At 55.9% G+C, this 16,420-nt stretch carries 15 protein-coding genes; 5 read left to right on the top strand and 10 right to left on the bottom strand.

Going from position 1 to position 16,420, the window contains the following annotated elements; translation table 11 throughout:
- Positions 1-87: 87 nt before the first annotated feature.
- The 3 genes from ACT3TR_RS08415 to ACT3TR_RS08425 all read left to right on the top strand — a co-directional run bounded on the left by ACT3TR_RS08415 (position 88) and on the right by ACT3TR_RS08425 (position 1,759).
- Positions 88-360, top strand: coding sequence for an HU family DNA-binding protein (locus ACT3TR_RS08415; RefSeq protein ID WP_096276881.1), 273 nt, complete (start codon positions 88-90; stop codon positions 358-360).
- On the top strand, positions 360-716 hold the full coding sequence (locus ACT3TR_RS08420) for a hypothetical protein (protein ID WP_441684976.1): 357 nt from the start codon (positions 360-362) through the stop codon (positions 714-716). Before ACT3TR_RS08415 ends, ACT3TR_RS08420 begins: the two co-directional genes overlap by 1 nt.
- A gap of 98 nt (positions 717-814) precedes the next feature.
- The gene (locus tag ACT3TR_RS08425; protein WP_096276876.1) at positions 815-1,759 is read left to right on the top strand and encodes a LysR family transcriptional regulator; all 945 of its coding nucleotides are present in this window, start codon (positions 815-817) and stop codon (positions 1,757-1,759) included.
- Here the strand turns inward: ACT3TR_RS08425 and ACT3TR_RS08430 are convergent.
- The 5 genes from ACT3TR_RS08430 to ACT3TR_RS08450 form a co-directional block, all read right to left on the bottom strand.
- Positions 1,738-3,306, bottom strand: coding sequence for an aldehyde dehydrogenase family protein (locus ACT3TR_RS08430; RefSeq protein ID WP_444624839.1), 1,569 nt, complete (start codon positions 3,304-3,306; stop codon positions 1,738-1,740). The genes ACT3TR_RS08425 and ACT3TR_RS08430 overlap by 22 nt on opposite strands.
- Entirely contained in the window at positions 3,306-4,190 is an 885-nt protein-coding gene (locus tag ACT3TR_RS08435) for an NAD(P)-dependent oxidoreductase (RefSeq protein ID WP_444624838.1), read from the bottom strand. The genes ACT3TR_RS08430 and ACT3TR_RS08435 overlap by 1 nt, the downstream gene beginning before the upstream one ends.
- A gap of 149 nt (positions 4,191-4,339) precedes the next feature.
- Positions 4,340-5,497 carry a M20 aminoacylase family protein gene (locus ACT3TR_RS08440; RefSeq protein WP_444624837.1) on the bottom strand — a complete coding sequence of 386 codons (1,158 nt, stop codon included), beginning with the start codon at positions 5,495-5,497 and terminating at the stop codon, positions 4,340-4,342.
- Between the two features lie 11 nt (positions 5,498-5,508).
- Positions 5,509-6,003, bottom strand: coding sequence for a hypothetical protein (locus ACT3TR_RS08445; protein WP_096276869.1), 495 nt, complete (start codon positions 6,001-6,003; stop codon positions 5,509-5,511).
- Positions 5,990-6,808, bottom strand: coding sequence for a DUF3100 domain-containing protein (locus ACT3TR_RS08450; protein WP_096276867.1), 819 nt, complete (start codon positions 6,806-6,808; stop codon positions 5,990-5,992). The genes ACT3TR_RS08445 and ACT3TR_RS08450 overlap by 14 nt, the downstream gene beginning before the upstream one ends.
- A 236-nt stretch (positions 6,809-7,044) precedes the next feature.
- On the opposite strand from ACT3TR_RS08450, the gene yccS reads away from it, so the two are divergent.
- A complete protein-coding gene (gene yccS / locus ACT3TR_RS08455; RefSeq protein ID WP_444624836.1) occupies positions 7,045-9,249 on the top strand; it encodes a YccS family putative transporter in 2,205 nt (734 codons plus the stop codon).
- Here yccS and recG read toward each other — a convergent pair.
- Positions 9,246-11,324: an ATP-dependent DNA helicase RecG gene (recG, locus tag ACT3TR_RS08460; RefSeq protein WP_096276863.1), complete on the bottom strand. Its 2,079-nt coding sequence runs from the start codon at positions 11,322-11,324 to the stop codon at positions 9,246-9,248. The two genes, yccS and recG, sit on opposite strands and share 4 nt — an antisense overlap.
- A complete protein-coding gene (locus tag ACT3TR_RS08465; protein WP_096276861.1) occupies positions 11,321-12,250 on the bottom strand; it encodes a hydrogen peroxide-inducible genes activator in 930 nt (309 codons plus the stop codon). Before ACT3TR_RS08465 ends, recG begins: the two co-directional genes overlap by 4 nt.
- A 196-nt stretch (positions 12,251-12,446) precedes the next feature.
- Here ACT3TR_RS08465 and ACT3TR_RS08470 point away from each other — a divergent pair, with 196 nt between their 5' ends.
- Positions 12,447-13,328 carry an SDR family oxidoreductase gene (locus ACT3TR_RS08470; protein WP_096276859.1) on the top strand — a complete coding sequence of 294 codons (882 nt, stop codon included), beginning with the start codon at positions 12,447-12,449 and terminating at the stop codon, positions 13,326-13,328.
- A gap of 26 nt (positions 13,329-13,354) precedes the next feature.
- Here ACT3TR_RS08470 and ACT3TR_RS08475 read toward each other — a convergent pair whose 3' ends face one another.
- From ACT3TR_RS08475 to rpoZ, 3 genes are all read right to left on the bottom strand, one after another.
- The gene (locus ACT3TR_RS08475) at positions 13,355-13,744 is read right to left on the bottom strand and encodes a RidA family protein (protein WP_096276857.1); all 390 of its coding nucleotides are present in this window, start codon (positions 13,742-13,744) and stop codon (positions 13,355-13,357) included.
- A 123-nt stretch (positions 13,745-13,867) separates the two neighbouring features.
- The gene (locus tag ACT3TR_RS08480) at positions 13,868-16,012 is read right to left on the bottom strand and encodes a RelA/SpoT family protein (protein WP_096276855.1); all 2,145 of its coding nucleotides are present in this window, start codon (positions 16,010-16,012) and stop codon (positions 13,868-13,870) included.
- 44 nt (positions 16,013-16,056) lie between these two features.
- A complete protein-coding gene (rpoZ, locus tag ACT3TR_RS08485) occupies positions 16,057-16,314 on the bottom strand; it encodes a DNA-directed RNA polymerase subunit omega (protein ID WP_007112267.1) in 258 nt (85 codons plus the stop codon).
- Between the last annotated feature and the right edge of the window lie 106 nt (positions 16,315-16,420).

Genomic DNA, 16,420 nt, shown 5'->3' on the forward strand with positions numbered 1-16,420 from the left:
CTAGATTAAGCTAACCTAGTCATGGTGACGCACCCAATAACATACCTTCGTTTTATACGTTCGATTTTTATCAAAGGGAGATTCCTTATGCGCAAACCTGAACTCGCTGCTGCTATCGCTGAGAGTGCCGACCTGTCTAAAGACAAAGCTGGCCAAGTACTGAATGTCATTCTGGATGAAATCACCAACAGCGTCGCCAAAGGTGAAGATGTTGCTCTGATTGGTTTTGGCACCTTTACAGTTCGCCAACGCGCTGCGCGTACCGGCAAGAATCCACAAACCGGTGCACCGCTGCAAATTGCAGCCAGCAAAAATGTCGCCTTTAAGCCTGGTAAAGCACTGAAGGACGCCGTTTCCTAATGAAGCTCAAGCTGACGCTGTGGCTACTGGGCTTAATGCTCAAACGAGCCCTGCGCCGCAAGCCGCGCTTTCGTGAGCAGCTAGAGCGCATGCGCGGCTTGGACTGGGGAATAGCCACCGAAGATCTAAGTATTGCCCGCCACTACCGGATGACGCCGAAAAGCATCCATACCGGTAAAGGGCTACCCGTAGACTTAGATCTTGAGCTACGCTTCCGCGATCAAGCTACCGCCTTGAAAGTACTCAAAAAGCCAACACAGCAGGCCTTTCTCGACGGCATGATGAGTGGAAACGTCCGCTTAGTCGGCGACTCTGCTGATATGAACAAGCTGCAGAAACTGCTCAAGTATCTGTAGTAAGGCACTATCGGCTTAGAGCCAATCAAGCGGCATTGGGTAACGGTTCTGGCTAAACGCGTTTAGCCAAAAACAGCGCAGAGGTATAACAGCTCTCGATGGATATACCTCATCAACGCTTAGTTTACTTCCGCGTTACCCTGGAGTCTGGCTCGGTGCGCCGCGCAGCGGCGCGCTTAGACATTGCTCCCTCGGCAGTTAGCCGGCAAATTTCATTGCTGGAAGAAGCCTTGGGGGCGACCCTCATGGAGCGTCAGCGTGACGGCATTTCACCCACGCCAGTGGGTGAAATGCTGCTTGAGTACTGCGAGCGCCGCGGGGCTCTTGATGAAGGCTTTATCGCCTCACTTGAATCCTATCAGCGTATGGAAACCGGCAAAATTTCACTCACGGTGGGTGAGGGTTTTGTTAGCGATTTAGTAGCGTCCCCGCTACACGAATTTACCCAGCTTTATGCAGGCATTCAGCTGGATATCCATATTGCAGGCACCTCAGGTATTATTGAAGCGGTGGTCGGCAATCACAGCCATATCGGTTTAATGTTCCACGAACGCACTCACCCCCAGCTACGCTTTTGGGCATCTAGCCCCCAGCCGCTGATGGCTATTTTATCTCCCGATCACCCTCTAGCCCAACAAACCACGCCGCTCTCACTTATTCAGCTCAGCGCACAGCCGATGGCCATGTGGGATATCAGCCACGGCGTACGTCAAATGGTTGATCAAGCTTTTCAACAGGCGCGGATTGTTCCACAGCTAGCCATGAACACTAATTCAATGGTGGTGTTGGCACAGTATGTGCGCAGCGGCATGGGCATCACTTTACTGCCAGCCTTCGCCGTCGCCCATGATTTAGAAGCAGGTACGCTCGTCGCGCAGCCGGTCGATAACCCATTATTTCAGCGCTCCCACGCGCACATGGTCACCCGCGTGGGTCGCCAACAGCCTAAAGCCAGCATTCTATTGCTGCGCCATTTACAGCGCTGGATGCAGGCGTTTCAAGACTCTAGTTCGGCGAATAATCAACCAACACCGCTTCCATAGCCAAAGGCAACGCTTGCCTGTGTCGCAGTTTCCACCCATACGCTTTGCGGCACGGTATATTCACGCAGTCCCTCCAGGCCGCTTGACCGGCCAAAGCCGCTATCACCAAAACCACCAAACGGCGACATGACGCTGATCGCTTTGTAGCTATTGATCCACACCGTGCCTGCACGCAGCTGCCCTGCCACGCGATGCGCTCTTGCCACATCCTGGCTCCATACCGCACCGGCCAGGCCAAAACGCGTTTCATTGGCTAAGCGAATAGCCTCGGCTTCATCGTCAAAGCCCATGGCGACCAATACGGGGCCAAAAACCTCCTGCTGGGCGATTTCCATATCGGGCGTTACGTCGACCAAAACCGTCGGAGCTATGAAGTAGCCTTGTGCTTCCTCAGGCAATCCCGCTGGACGCTTACCGCCCGTTAATAACCGCGCGCCAGCGGCCACGGCGGCATCAATCATGCGCATAACCTGATCAAACTGACGGCTATTTTGCAGAGGCCCCATTCGAGTCGCTTCCTCACTGGGTAGCCCAACTTCGATCTGTTCTGCCGCGCGCGCTAAGCGCGTGGTGACCTGCTCAAATACCGAGCGCTCAATCAATAGCCGCGAGCCCGCCACGCAGCTCTGCCCAGCGGCGGCAAAAATGGCGGCTTGAGCGCCTGCTACGGCTTCATCCAGCTTAGCATCGGCAAATACGATGTTGGCCGACTTCCCGCCAAGCTCTAGCACGCTGGGCACTAAGCGCCGTGCGCCCGCTTCAGCAATCATGCGCCCGCTCTGAGGTGAGCCAACAAACACCAGCTTACTGATGGTGGGGTGATCGGTTAGCGCCGCGCCGGTCGTCTTACCCAGCCCGTTAACAATATTAATCAGGCCTTTAGGCAGCCTTTGTGATTGCTCTTGCCCACCGGTTTCGAGCAGCATTGCAATCACCACCGATGAAAAGGGCGTTAGCTCAGAGGGCTTCAATACTGCGCCATTGCCCGCCGCAATGGCCGGGGCCAGCTGCCAGGCGCAGGTAAACATCGGCGCGTTCCACGGGGTAATTTGCCCTACCACGCCATAAGGTACGTGACGCACGTAGTTAAGATGCGAGGTGGGCACCGGAATCACTTCGCCATGTTGTTTGTCGCACCAGCCCGCATAGTATTCAAACATCTCACGTACTTTGCCCACTTCAGCGCGGCAGTCGCGGATCGGCTTACCGGCGACAACACTTTCCAACTGCGCCAGCGCCTCTTCATGGCCTTCTAGACCGCGCAGCGCAGCATGCATGCGTCGACCACGTTCGCTGGCGGTTAGCGCCATCCATTCCTGCTGCCCACGCGTCGCCGCTTGGGTGGCACGCTCAATCAGCGTAGCGCCCGCATCGTGATAGCTGACCAGCGCTTCACCGGTAGCAGGGTTAGTCAGGGTAATTTGCTCGCCGTCTCCCGCCACTAAGCCGCCATCAATCCAATTACTCAGTGGCGTGTCAGCCGCCAAACCGAAACCTTCAAGCAGTTCGGCAAGGCGTTCACGGGCAAGTTGATTAAGTGAGGTCATCACTTTTCCTCCGTCTGCGTGGCACGCGCTAAAATGGGCGTCGCAATATGGTTAAAATCATCGCTATCAGTTGGGTGATTAGCATTCGCGTGCCAAGCATCGACAACGGCGTTGAGCAGGCCCAGAGGAATATTGAGCTGCTCAGCGGCATCCCGAGCCAAACGCAAATCTTTACGCATCAAGCCGGTGGTAAACCCGGAGTCAAAGCGCTCACTCAACACCCACTCAGGGAAATTCACTTCACTCACCGCGCTGCGCCCAGAGCCACTATTAATCCCGGCTAAACAGGCCGCGGGGGCAACGCCGGCTTTCGTCGCCATGGCCACCGCCTCAGCGGTGGTTAGCAAGTGCGCAGCACACAGGTAATTATTCGCGAGTTTAACAACGTGGCCACAGCCAGGACCGCCCACGTGGGTGCGCTTAGCCGACATTGCTTCCAGCATCGGATTAACGCGTTCGATGGTGGCAGTGTCGGCCCCGAGGAGCATCCCCAGCTTGCCGCTAGCGGCGCCTTTCGGCCCCCCGCTTACCGGCGCATCCAACCATTGAAGGCCCGCAGCAATGACTTTCTCAGCCAGCTCTCGGCTAACCACGGGGTCGCTGGTGGATGTATCGACAATCACGCTGCCTTTAGGCGCCAGCTTGAGCAGCCCCGGTGAGTGCTCGATAACGTCACGCACATGAGCGGACGTGGGCAGCGACAGCAGATACACGTCGCTGGCGGGTAGTGCCTCAGGCGTTACAACGGCCAACCCTTGTTCAGCCAGCCGCGACCGCGCGGGTTCAAACACGTCGCTGCCCGTTACTGTAAAGCCTGCGGCTTTAAGGGTGAGCGCTATATTGCCGCCCATCTGCCCCAGGCCAATCACCGTAATGGTTAACATAGTAAAACTCCTAAGCGCCTTTACTAAGCAATGTGCCGCGTAAAGAGGCTCAACGTAGAAATTGGGCGTAGCCGCTCCCCTACCCATCGGGCATAGAAGAGCGAATAACGCAGATGCTTAAAAAGAGCGGTTAGCGGTTAACGTCTGCTTTAGACAAGCAGCGCGCGTACCAGCTCTACCCAGTAACGCGTACCTAGCGGAAGCAGCGCGTCGTTAAAGTCATAGTGAGGGTTGTGTAACGAGGCGGAATACTCGCCGTTGCCCATCCAAATGTAAGCCCCCGGCCTTTCGGCGAGCAGAAACGAGAAATCTTCAGAGGCCATGCTCGGCGGCGGGTTACGCAGCACGCTTTCTTCACCTAACAGGTTTTCCAGCACCGTGGCACAGTGCTGGGCATGCTCTGGGGTATTGATAGTGGCGGGGTAGCAGCGCTGGTAATCCAGCTCAACGGTTAAGCCGTGAAACTCTGCCGAACTTGCAATCGCCTGCTTAAAGCGCGTTTCAAGGTGTTCTTTAAGCGCCATATCAAAACAGCGCAATGTGCCGCGCAGCTCCACCCGCTCCGGAATCACGTTGAAAGTATCCCCCGCATGCATGCTGGTAATACTCAACACGGCAGACTGACTGGGCGGCGTTTCGCGGCTCACTAATCCTTGCAACTGGCTAACCAGCTGACAGCTGGCTAACACCGTATCGATACCCAGGTGTGGCATGGCCGCATGGCAGCCCTTTCCGGTCAACGTTAAGCTGAAAATATCAAAGGCCGCCATCACATCGGTATCATGCACCGCCGCAACACCCACCGGCAGCCCCGGCCAGTTGTGCAGGCCGTACACCGCATCCATAGGAAAGCGCTCAAACAACCCGTCTTCGACCATCACGCGCCCACCGCCGGCGCTTTCTTCGGCAGGCTGGAAAATAAACACCACGCGGCCTTTAAAGTCCGGCTGCTGCTTTAATGCCCAGGCGGCACCCAGCAGCATGGTGGTGTGGCCGTCGTGGCCGCAGGCGTGCATCTTGCCCGGCGTTTGAGAGGCGTACGCAAGCGACGTCTCTTCAAGAATGTCCAGCGCATCGATATCGGCCCGCAGGCCAATGGTTTTGCCGTCACCACGCTGGCCATCCAGCGCAGCAACGACGCCAGTGCCCGCGAGCCCCGTGGTCACTTCATAGCCCCACTCGGTGAGCAGTGCGGCAATACGTGCGCTGGTGCGATGCTCTTCAAAAGCGGTTTCAGGGTGCTGGTGAAAATCGTGACGCCAGGCGCTTAATTCTGCGCTGTCGGGTAAACGAATTGAGGCTGTCATCCTAATTCTCCTTAAAGCATTATGTGAGCAACCACCGCTGAACCAATAAAGGTACCGGTGAAGACTAACAGCGATACAATCACCAGCTTCCAACCGGCTTGCTTGAACATGGCAAATTCACGCCCTGTCAGCGCCAACCCTGCATACGCCAACACGGGCGTAACCACCGCCAGGAAGTTCACTGCGGCTAACTGCGCGATAATCCACTCACTAACGGGGAACACTGGCAGCGTTGCAATGATGCTAATCAATGACACCCACGCAACGCTAGGTAGGTAGAAGGGACAAAGCCGCCCCATCACTAAGCCAATGATGACCATGACATACAGAATCAGCATGCCGGGTAGCGCGTCTAATAACGGCGCACCGTTGACCACATTGCTAAACCAGGCAGCCACACACACCGCCGCTAGTACCAACGCTGTTTTGCCCAGCTGATTTTCAGGGCGCAGCTCTTTTAACGCTTCAGCGTCAAAGCTATCAACACTAGTTTCATGAGTTTTCATGGCGGGCCTCCTGGCGCGAACCTTTTAGGCGCTTGTACATCCACTCGGTTACCGGCAGTGCGATAAACAGTGAAACGTACAGGCCAGTGGCATAAGTCAGCAGGTTACTTGCCCCTGCAAAGGCCAGCAGCTCATCTCTGGAAGCAGGCACCGCTTCAGCTAACGCCGCCGAGCATGCTGCCACCATACTGCCGCTGCCCACGCCACACGCCATGGCTAAGGCGCGAATATCAAGAATATCCAGCGAGGCGATGTAGCCGGCTAGCAAGGCGAAGTAGAGCGTGCCGAACATGGTTCCCACCACGTAAACGCCCATAATGCCGATACCTTCCGGGCTTCTTAGTCCGTAACGGTCTGAGATAATGGCAATATTGGGTTCACGAGCGATAGAGTAGGTCGCACCAATCGCCTCCCGGCCCATCTTGAGAACCAGTACCGCAAAGGGCAGCGCTATCAGCATGGTGCCCAGATTACCCAGTTCTTGAAGTATCAGCGCGGGGCCTGCAGCGATGATCTGATCAATCGCCGGGCCAATGGTAGAGCCAAATTTAGCAATGAACGGCAGGATGGCGATCAAAATGATCGGCCCCGCTGCATTGCTGACCGGCTTGGGAATAATCTTACCCATGCCCGAAAACAGATGAGGATTAAACAAAACGCCAATCACAAACGCGTATAGCAGCGGTAATAACAGTAGTGTTCCAGGCCCAAGCGGAATTCGCACGATGCCTATCCACTCAGCAAACATCGACGTGACTATCACCATCAGGTGCAGACGCCAGTTCAGCAACAGCTTGAGATCCATTGGGATGATCCTGTTTTTTTTAGAGTCACTGTGAGTATCGAAAAGTTAGTGTTCTAATCATAGAGGTTTAGCGCGCTATTTTTTAGAACACTCCGCCCCTGGATGAATGACAATGCTGTGACGTAACATAAAAAAATTGATTAAACGTTGATTGAACTGTTGGCGACAAACACCGCTGCAACGCTCTATACTGACAAAACTATACTAAAGTCTAATGACCGCCAATAAGAGACGCTATGCCAATTTCACTGCCGCTGCGGCGCCTTTGGACCCTGGATAAATTTGCTTACAGCCTGCGCGTTTTTATAGCGTTCAGCGGTGCTCTGCTTTTAAGCGGCCTGTCTGGCGATATAGCGTTAGTCATTCCACTATTTTTGGGGATTATCGCCTGCGCGCTTTCTGAAACCGACGACAGCTGGCAGGGGCGTTTTCAAGCGCTCGTCGTGACGTTGGTCTGCTTTACCTCGGCATCATTTATCGTTCAATGGCTGTTCCCCTGGCCCTGGCTATTTGTCCTTGGACTGGGTGTTTCTACGTTCACGCTCATTATGCTCGGCGCTATTGGGCAGCGTTACGCCACCATTGCCTCGGGCACGCTCATATTGTCGATTTATTCAATGATCAACATCGAACAGCATGGCGACGTAGACGCAGACGTGGCCGCACGCCAGCTACTCCTGCTCGGCGGTGCGGTGTGGTATGGATTAATTTCGGTGGTGTGGTGTGCGTTGTTTTCGCGCCAACCGGTAAAGCAGAGCATGGCCCGCGTCTACAAAGCGCTGGGCGAGTTTCTAATATTAAAATCCGCGCTGTTTGAGCCCGTGCGCGGCGTTGATGTCGAAGCACGCAGGTTGGCGCTGGCACGCCAGAACGGCAACGTCGTTGACGCGCTCAATCAAGCCAAAGAAATGATTTTTCGCCGCCTTGAAGGGCAGCGCGGCAACCGCAGGCTAAACCGCTACCTGCGTATCTACTTTATCGCCCAGGATATTCATGAACGCGCCAGCTCAACCCACTATCCCTATAGCGCGCTCAGTAAGGCCTTTTTCCATCATGATGTGCTGTTTCGCTGCCAACGACTGCTAGATCAACAGGGCCGCTCCTGCCGCCAGCTGGCCAAATCACTGCTGCTCAAGCGGCCGTTTGATCACCAGCAGAGCGAAGAAGCTTTGGCCGACCTACACGCCTCCATTGAGAACCTCCGCGACCGGGGCAGGCCCGAATGGCGCCCGCTGCTTTATCCGCTGAGTGCCCTCGCCGACAACTTAGCGACGTTAGAAACTCAGCTTGCCAGCGCACACAATCCCGATGCCAGCGAAGAGCGGCGCGATAGCGCACTCTATGATCGCTCTCCGTCTAGCGTGCTAGAAGCGTGGAAGCGGGTGCGCCTGAACTTCACCCTGGGCTCACCCACCTTTCGTCACGCGGTGCGGCTATCCATCGCGCTGATGGCAGGCTATGGGTTATTGCAGTGGATTGACCCGGAACAAGGCTTCTGGATTCTGCTCACGACGCTGTTTGTATGCCGGCCTAACTTTGCCACCACGCGGCGGTTCTTATCGCAACGCATGCTGGGCACCGTATTGGGACTGGTCATTGGCTGGGCGTCGATCAGCCTTTTCCCCCACCCGCTGGTGCAAAGCATGATCGCCGTGGCCGCAGGGGTATCGTTCTTTGCCAACCGCGAAAAACACTATGTTATCGCTACCGCCTCTATCACGCTGCTTGTGCTATGCAGCTTCAACCAAGTAGGCGATGGCTTTAATCTGATCTTGCCGCGTCTTTTCGATACCTTGATTGGCTCGGTGATTGCAGGATTAGCGGTATTTTTTATTCTGCCCGACTGGCAGGGCCGCAGGCTTTACCGCGAGGCCGCCAACGCGCTGAACGGCCATCGCCGCTACCTTGAAGAGATTATCCACCAGTACGAGGAAGGCAAGCAGGATGGCTTGGCCTACCGCTTGGCGCGACGCAATGCACACAATGCCGATGCCGCGCTTTCCACACTGCTCACCAACATGCTCCACGAGCCCGGCCATTACCGGAAACTGGATGCAGACAACGGACTGCGTTTTCTAGTGCTTTCCAACACGCTGCTCAGCCACCTCTCGGCCCTAGGCGCCCATCGCCATCAATTAGCCGACGATGAAGACGATGCCACGCTAGTGCCGGTAGCAACACGTATTGGCGAACTGTTAGGTCATATCGCAGAACAGCTAAACAAACGCCAGCCGGTAGAAATACTGGCAGAGCAAACGGCCGCGCTATTAGCGCAATTAGAGGAGCAAAGCGCTGCTAGCGCAGACGAACAAGCCGTCGCTCTGTATCGCCCTATTCAAAGCCAGCTGCGCCTAATTGCTGAACAGCTAGCGCCGCTAGGCGAGGCTGCTAATCGGTTGGTCGTCAACGAAGCGCCTGTATCCAGCAGCGTTAACGCTTAAACCTGCCCATAGCGGCCCGCGGCTTCTCCCAGCCAGCGGCGTACCAATACAGCGGTTACGTCTGCGTTGCCTTGCAGCGTCTGGGCCATGGCGGTAACGCGCTCTAACAGGTCCGCATCGCGCTCTAGGTCGGCGATTTTCATCTGCGCAAGACCCGTTTGGCGAGTGCCCAGCACTTCGCCTGGCCCGCGAATTTCTAAATCTTTTTCCGCAATACGGAAACCATCGGTCGTTTCGCGCATCACTGCCAAGCGCTGGCGGGAGCTTTTCGACAGCGGCGGATGGTAGAGCAACACGCAAAAGCTTTCCGTGCTGCCGCGCCCTACCCGGCCACGTAGCTGGTGAAGCTGGGAAAGCCCCAGTCGCTCAGGGTTTTCGATAATCATCAGGCTCGCATTGGGCACATCCACACCGACCTCGATCACCGTGGTGGCCACCAGCAAGTCTAGCTCGCCTGCTTTGAATGCCGTCATTACCTCGGCTTTCTCACTTGATTTCATGCGCCCGTGAATCAAACCCACGGCCAGCTCAGGTAGCGCCACCGTTAATTCATCGCGTGTCACCTCGGCAGCCTGGCATTGCAGTACTTCGGATTCATCAATCAGCGTACACACCCAGTACGCCTGGCGGCCTTCGCTGCAGGCAAGCCGAATACGCTCCACCACTTCAGGACGCCGCTCGTCAGGCACCACCACAGTTTTAACCGGCGTACGGCCAGGAGGCAGCTCGTCAATGACTGACACATCCAGGTCCGCGTAGGCGCTCATGGCCAGCGTGCGTGGAATCGGCGTAGCGGTCATGATGAGCTGATGCGGGGTCAGCCCACCCGCCTCGCCTTTTTCACGCAGCGCTAGACGCTGATGCACGCCAAAACGGTGCTGCTCGTCAATAATCGCCAGCCCTAAGCACTGAAAGTGCACGTCGTCTTGGAACAGCGCGTGGGTACCGACGATCATTCGCGCGCGGCCATCGGCAATCGCGGCCTTAGCATCCAACCGCGCTTTACCTTTGAGCTTACCCGCCAACCACGCTACTTCGATACCCAGCGGCTCAAACCACGCTTTAAACGAGCGGTAGTGCTGCTCAGCAAGGATTTCCGTCGGCGCCATGATCGCGGCTTGGCAGTTACCCGCCAGGGCACACAGCGCGGCCATGGCCGCCACGACGGTTTTGCCTGACCCCACATCGCCTTGAACCAAGCGCAGCATTGGCGCTGGGCGGCTTAAATCGAGGCTGATTTCTTCCAATACACGGCGCTGAGCACCGGTCAGAGCAAACGGGAGCTGCGCCAAAAAACGCGCCTGCAGGCTACGCCCTGAGGGTAGCGCCGGGGCACCATCGGCCTGAATACGCAGACGAACCTCGCGCAGGCTTAACTGGTGAGCCAGCAGCTCTTCCAACGCGAGCCGGCGCGTGGCCGGATGCTGGCCCCAGGTTAACTGTTCGATATTCACATCGGGCGGTGGCTGATGCAGTAAGTGCAAACTGGCGTGAAGCCCCGGTAGCTGAAAGCGCTGGCGCAGCGCATCAGGAATAACGTCAGGCAGCGCTTCGGGTGCCGCGTCTAACAGCCCAAGAGCCTGCTGCGTCAAGGCACGCAGGCGCGGCTGATTGAGCCCTTCGGTGGTGGGATAAATAGGCGTGAAATACTCGTCTACCGGTGCTTCACTGCCCCCCATTAACCGGTATTCAGGATGATAGATCTCTAAACCCGTTGCCCCAGCACGGGCTTCTCCAAAGGCGCGCACGCTCGCACCGGGGTGCAGCTGTTGCTGCTGGGCGGGCGAGAAGTGGAAAAAGCGCAGACTCAAAATACCGCTGTTATCACGCACCCGTACTAGCAGGCTGCGCCGCCGCCCTTTTACCACGTCGCAGGCCGTCACTTCGCCTTCAATCACCGCTTCTTGCCCGGCGCGCAACAGGCCAATGGGCGTCAGGCGCGTGCGGTCTTGATAACGTAGCGGCAGATGAAAGAGCAGGTCGCTAACGCGCTGAATAGCCAAGCGGCTAAGCTTTAGCGCGAGGGCTTCGCCTACGCCTTTAAGCGACGTGATGGGGGCGGAGAGATCGCTCATGAGGCGCTTTTCACAGCCTGAGAGGGCTGACGGCACTGGCTGATCGCCTGAATCAACGCTTCAATCGCCTTTGGCCGCGGAAAGCTTGCCCGCCAGGCAATCGCCACGGTGCGCGACGGTGCGGGTTCAACGAAGGGACGACTGACCAACATGGCATTTTCATACTGGTCGGTACCCAGCGCCGACTGTGGCAAAACGGTAATGCCCAACCGGGAGGCCACCATATGGCGAATGGTCTCCAGCGAGCCGCCTTCCGCAATCAGCGTGTTATTGGGACTGTTGAGCTTGTGGGTAATCGCCGGGCAGGCTTCAAGAATTTGGTCACGGAAGCAGTGGCCTTCACCGAGCAATAACAGACGCTCTTCGAGTAAATCTTCTTTATTGATCGCCTCGCGCGTCACCCAAGCGTGATTAGCCGGCATTAACACTTCAAACGCTTCGTCGTAGATCGGCTTGGTGACCACATCGGTCTCGGTGAAGGGCAGTGCCACAATAATCACATCCAGCTCACCGCTTCTTAGCTTGCCACGCAGAGTGCCGGTCATGCCCTCTTCGATATACAGCGGCATTTGCGGGGCAGCGTTAGCCAGCGCAGGCACCAGGTGAGGAAATAAATAGGGCCCTATGGTGTAGATCGCACCAATACGCAGCGGGTTGGCTAGCTGGTCTTTACCGCTACTGGCCAACTCAAATATCAGCGTGCTCTGTTCCAGCACTCGCTGCGCCTGGGCAACAATTTTTTCACCTAATGGCGTGACCTGCACGGTGGATTTCGAGCGCTCAAATAGCGGCGTCTCGAGCTCTTCTTCCAGCTTTTTCACCGCCACCGATAGCGTGGGCTGAGAGACATGGCAGCGCTCTGCCGCGCGGCCAAAATGGCGCTCTTGGGCAAGGGTTACGATGTAGCGAAGTTCTGTTAAAGTCATAGCGGTGCCAGTGGCATCCTCTTGTAGCAGCGTGTGACTAATAGCATGCTGTCAGCGGGACGGAAAAGGACAAGCAAGCTCTGCCGACGATCTTCTCTACTGACGATTTTCTCTACTGACAGTGTCATGGTTCACTGTAATCGTTGACAGAGATTTTGTATCTAATAGGGAATATTAATCAACAGGAGTGAGCACGGTGAAGCTAACCGTACTGATTATCGGCTGTGGCGATATTGGGATCAACCTTGGGCGCGAGTTGCTGGAGGAAGGGCACCGGGTGATTGGCTTACGCCGCAACGTCGAGGCCTTAAAGGGCACCGGGATTAAACCGCTCGCGCTAGACCTGAATAGCCTGGAAGACGCCGACGCCTCAAGCCTTCCTCACGCTGACTATGTCGTGTATACGGTGAGCGCGGACCGCTTTGAAGAAAGCGCTTATCAAAGTGCTTATCCCGAAGGCTTAAAGCGCGTACTGGGCATCATGGCGCAGCACAAAAAACTGCCGCGTCGGGTGTTTTTTGTGTCTTCGACCAGCGTCCATGGCCAGCAGGAAGGCGAAGTGGTCAACGAACAGAGCCCCACCGATCCGACTAGCTTCTCTGGCAAGCTAATGTGCGAAGCCGAGCAGGCGCTGATAAATCATTCGCTTCCCGGCACGGTGATTCGCTTCTCCGGTATCTACGGCCCAGGCCGTGACCGGCTGATTCATCAGGTCGCCGAAGGTCGCGTGGCCGCGATTACACCGGTGATTTACTCCAACCGCATTCACCGCGACGACTGCACCGGCATTATCGCCCACTTGATTCGTCGCCAGGAAAGCGGCGAGCCGCTGGAAGATATCTATCTCGGCAGCGATTGTGAGCCCGTCACGATGCATAACGTCATGATGTGGCTTGCCCAGCAGTTGAAAGTAGCGGCCACTGAGACGATGCAATCCCCGTTACGCCGCCGCGCCAGCAAGCGCTGTGATAACCAGCGCCTCATCGACGCCGGCTATCAGTTCCGCTTCCCGAGCTACCGTGAAGGTTATACACAGGTGCTTAAAGAAGGCGGCTTCCTAGCGGTTAACCCCGTATAAAATACAGCGGTGAAGCGCAGGCAAAATTAATCGCCGATGATCATCACTGCTTCAGCTTCCACCTGGCTGCCTTTGGGCAGCGCTTTGACGCCGACGGCAGCACGGGCGGGGAAAGGAGCGGTGAAGAACTCTTCCATGACTTGGTTAACAATGGCAAAGTTATCCAAGTCCACCAAGTACAGGTTCAGCTTCACGATATCACTCAGTGAACCTGCCGCTTCTTCACACACGGCCTGCAGGTTGGCAAAGACTTGGCGTGCCTGAGCTTCAAAGTCTTCTGACACAATCGCCATGGTGGCAGGGTCGAGCGGAATCTGACCAGAAAGATAAACCGTGTTACCCGCTTTAATAGCCTGGGAGTAAGGGCCAATAGCAGCAGGGGCTTTGCTGGTGTTGATAACAGCCTTATTGCTCATGCGATGTCTCGCTCCTTCAGTGAATAATTAGTCGTTCGAATACGTCGTTAAAATAAGTACTCAGCCAACGCCACCAATAGCAGACGCTACCGATAGTGCATCAGTAGGTCGTGTATAGGGATTTTAGTTGGCGAGTCGGGTGATTTTGCCGACACTAGATAGATTACGGATCCGTTTGATAATCCGTGCTAAATGCACTCGCCCTTTCACAGACAGCGTCAGCGTGACCGTCGAAAGGTGTGCATCGCGTTCTTCAATACCAATACGTTCGATATTGGCATCCGCATCCGTGACTAGTCCAGCAAGCTCAGCCACAAGCCCACGGCGGCTCTCAATTTCAATGCGCAGGGCGACCGGGAAGTCTTCATCTATCGTGTCTGACCACTCCAGCGCGAAGAGCTTGTCGGGATCATTTTTATCGGCAAAGTTCTTATCAACAACGTTTTTACATTCGGCACGGTGTACAACCAAGCCCTTCCCCATGGAAAGATGGCCAACAACCGGGTCGCCCGGCAGCGGATGGCAGCAGCGCGCAAAGTTGATCACCATGCCTTCACTGCCGCTGATCACTACCGCTTTGCTACCGTCTTCGGTAGCAGGATGCACATAGTGACCGCCGTGTGCGGCGTCCACTAAGCGTCTTGCCACCACCTGCGTCATGCGATTACCCAGCCCCAGTGACTCCAATAGCGACTCTTCAGACGAGACATCCAGCTCTTTAAAGGCCCGTTTGAGCACGCTTTCGTCCAGTTCTTCCAGGCTGGTGTCAAACGGCGCCAGGGCTTTATTGAGCAACCGACGGCCCAACATGACGGCCTCGGTTTGCTGCTGATATTTAAGCGCGTGGCGAATGGCTGAACGCGCCTTCGCGGTAGTCACGAAGTTAAGCCAGGCAAGATTGGGGCGCGCACCAGGGGCGGTAATAATTTCGAGCGTCTGGCCGCTTTCTAAACGCGTAGAGAGCGGCGCCAAGTGCCGATCAATACGGCAGGCGATACAGTTATTGCCGATATCCGTGTGCACGGTGTAGGCAAAATCGATCACGGTAGCTCCCTGGGGAAGCTCCATGATGTCGCCTTTGGGCGTAAACACATAGATATCGTCAGGGAACAGGTCATTTTTGACGTGTTCAATAAATTCCAGTGAGTCGCCGGCATGGCGCTGCATTTCCAGCAGGCCTTTCACCCATGCCCGGGCGCGTGCATGGCTACCTTCGGCAATCGGGTGCGAGGTTTGCCCCGCCTTGTAAAGCCAGTGGGCGGCAATACCGTTATTCGCCATGGCTTCCATTTCGCGCGTGCGTATCTGCACTTCGATAGGCATGCCGCGTGAGCCAAACAGCGTAGTATGTAGGCTCTGGTAGCCGTTGGCCTTGGGAATCGCGATGTAGTCTTTAAAACGCCCCGGGACGGGCTTATAGAGGTTATGCACCACGCCTAAAATACGGTAACAGCTGGCCACATCTTCCGTGATAATGCGAAAACCAAATACATCCATAATTTCGGCAAAAGGCTTACGCTTATCACGCATCTTTTTATAGATCGACAGTAGATGCTTTTGGCGCCCAATCACGGTGCCATTGAGCCCATCGTCATCGAGGCTTTTTTGCAGCGACGACTGAATTTCGCGCATGGCACTACGCCGATGCCCACGAGCGCTAGCGACGGCGCGCTTAATGCGCTCGGCACGCATTGGGTGAATGGCCTGAAAAGAGAGGTCTTCAAGCTCGATGCGAATGGTGTTGATGCCTAGCCGGCCGGCAATGCGCGCGTAAATTTCCAGCGTTTCACGGGCAATACGGCGCTTTTTATCCGGGCGCAGTGCCCCAAGCGTGCGCATGTTGTGCAGCCGATCGGCAAGCTTGACGATGATGACGCGAATATCTCGCGACATCGCCAGCACCATTTTCTGGAAGTTTTCGGCCTGAGCAACCGCTTTGTCTTCAAAGGTGATTTGGGTAAGCTTTGATACCCCATCCACCAGTTCTGCCACCGGTTTACCAAACTGCTCGGCCAGGGCTTTTTTGGATACCCCGGTATCTTCGATAACATCATGCAACATAGCTGCCATCAAACTTTGATGGTCCATGTGCATGTTGGCAAGAATGTTCGCCACCGCTAGCGGGTGGGTAACATAAGGCTCGCCAGAGCGACGCCGCTGGCCATCGTGGGCCTGCTCAGCGTAATAGAAGGCGCGTTTGACCTGCTGGATTTCATCCGGGGGTAAATAGCCGCCGAGTCGGTCGGCCAGGTCATCAATGGTGAACATCTACCGCGCCTCTATCGCTTGCGTTATCGATTTCTTGATAACCGTTAGTCGTCGATATGAGTCGGTGCCATCGCAGGACGCGGACGCACAGCGGCTTCAACAGGCTCGTCCAGAACCGTGTGATCCACCAGGCCTGCCGCAATTTCACGCAGCGCCATCACCGTCGGCTTGTCGTTTTCCCACGGTAGCAACGCATCACGTGAGCCGCGCGCCAGCTGGCGAGCACGCTGGGTAGAAATCATCACCAGCTTGAAACGGTTTTCAACATTTTCAAGACAATCTTCAACGGTTACGCGAGCCATGGGAGCCTTCCTGTTATGACAGAACCAGGCCGGCGCCGTATGGAACATAAACGGGCCGACCCAGCGGAAAAACGCATTTAACACCGCACTTAAAACAGTATTTAAA

The organism is Halomonas sp. AOP12-B1-6 (assembly GCF_052379225.1).
Classification (GTDB): Bacteria; Pseudomonadota; Gammaproteobacteria; order Pseudomonadales; family Halomonadaceae; genus Vreelandella; species Vreelandella casei.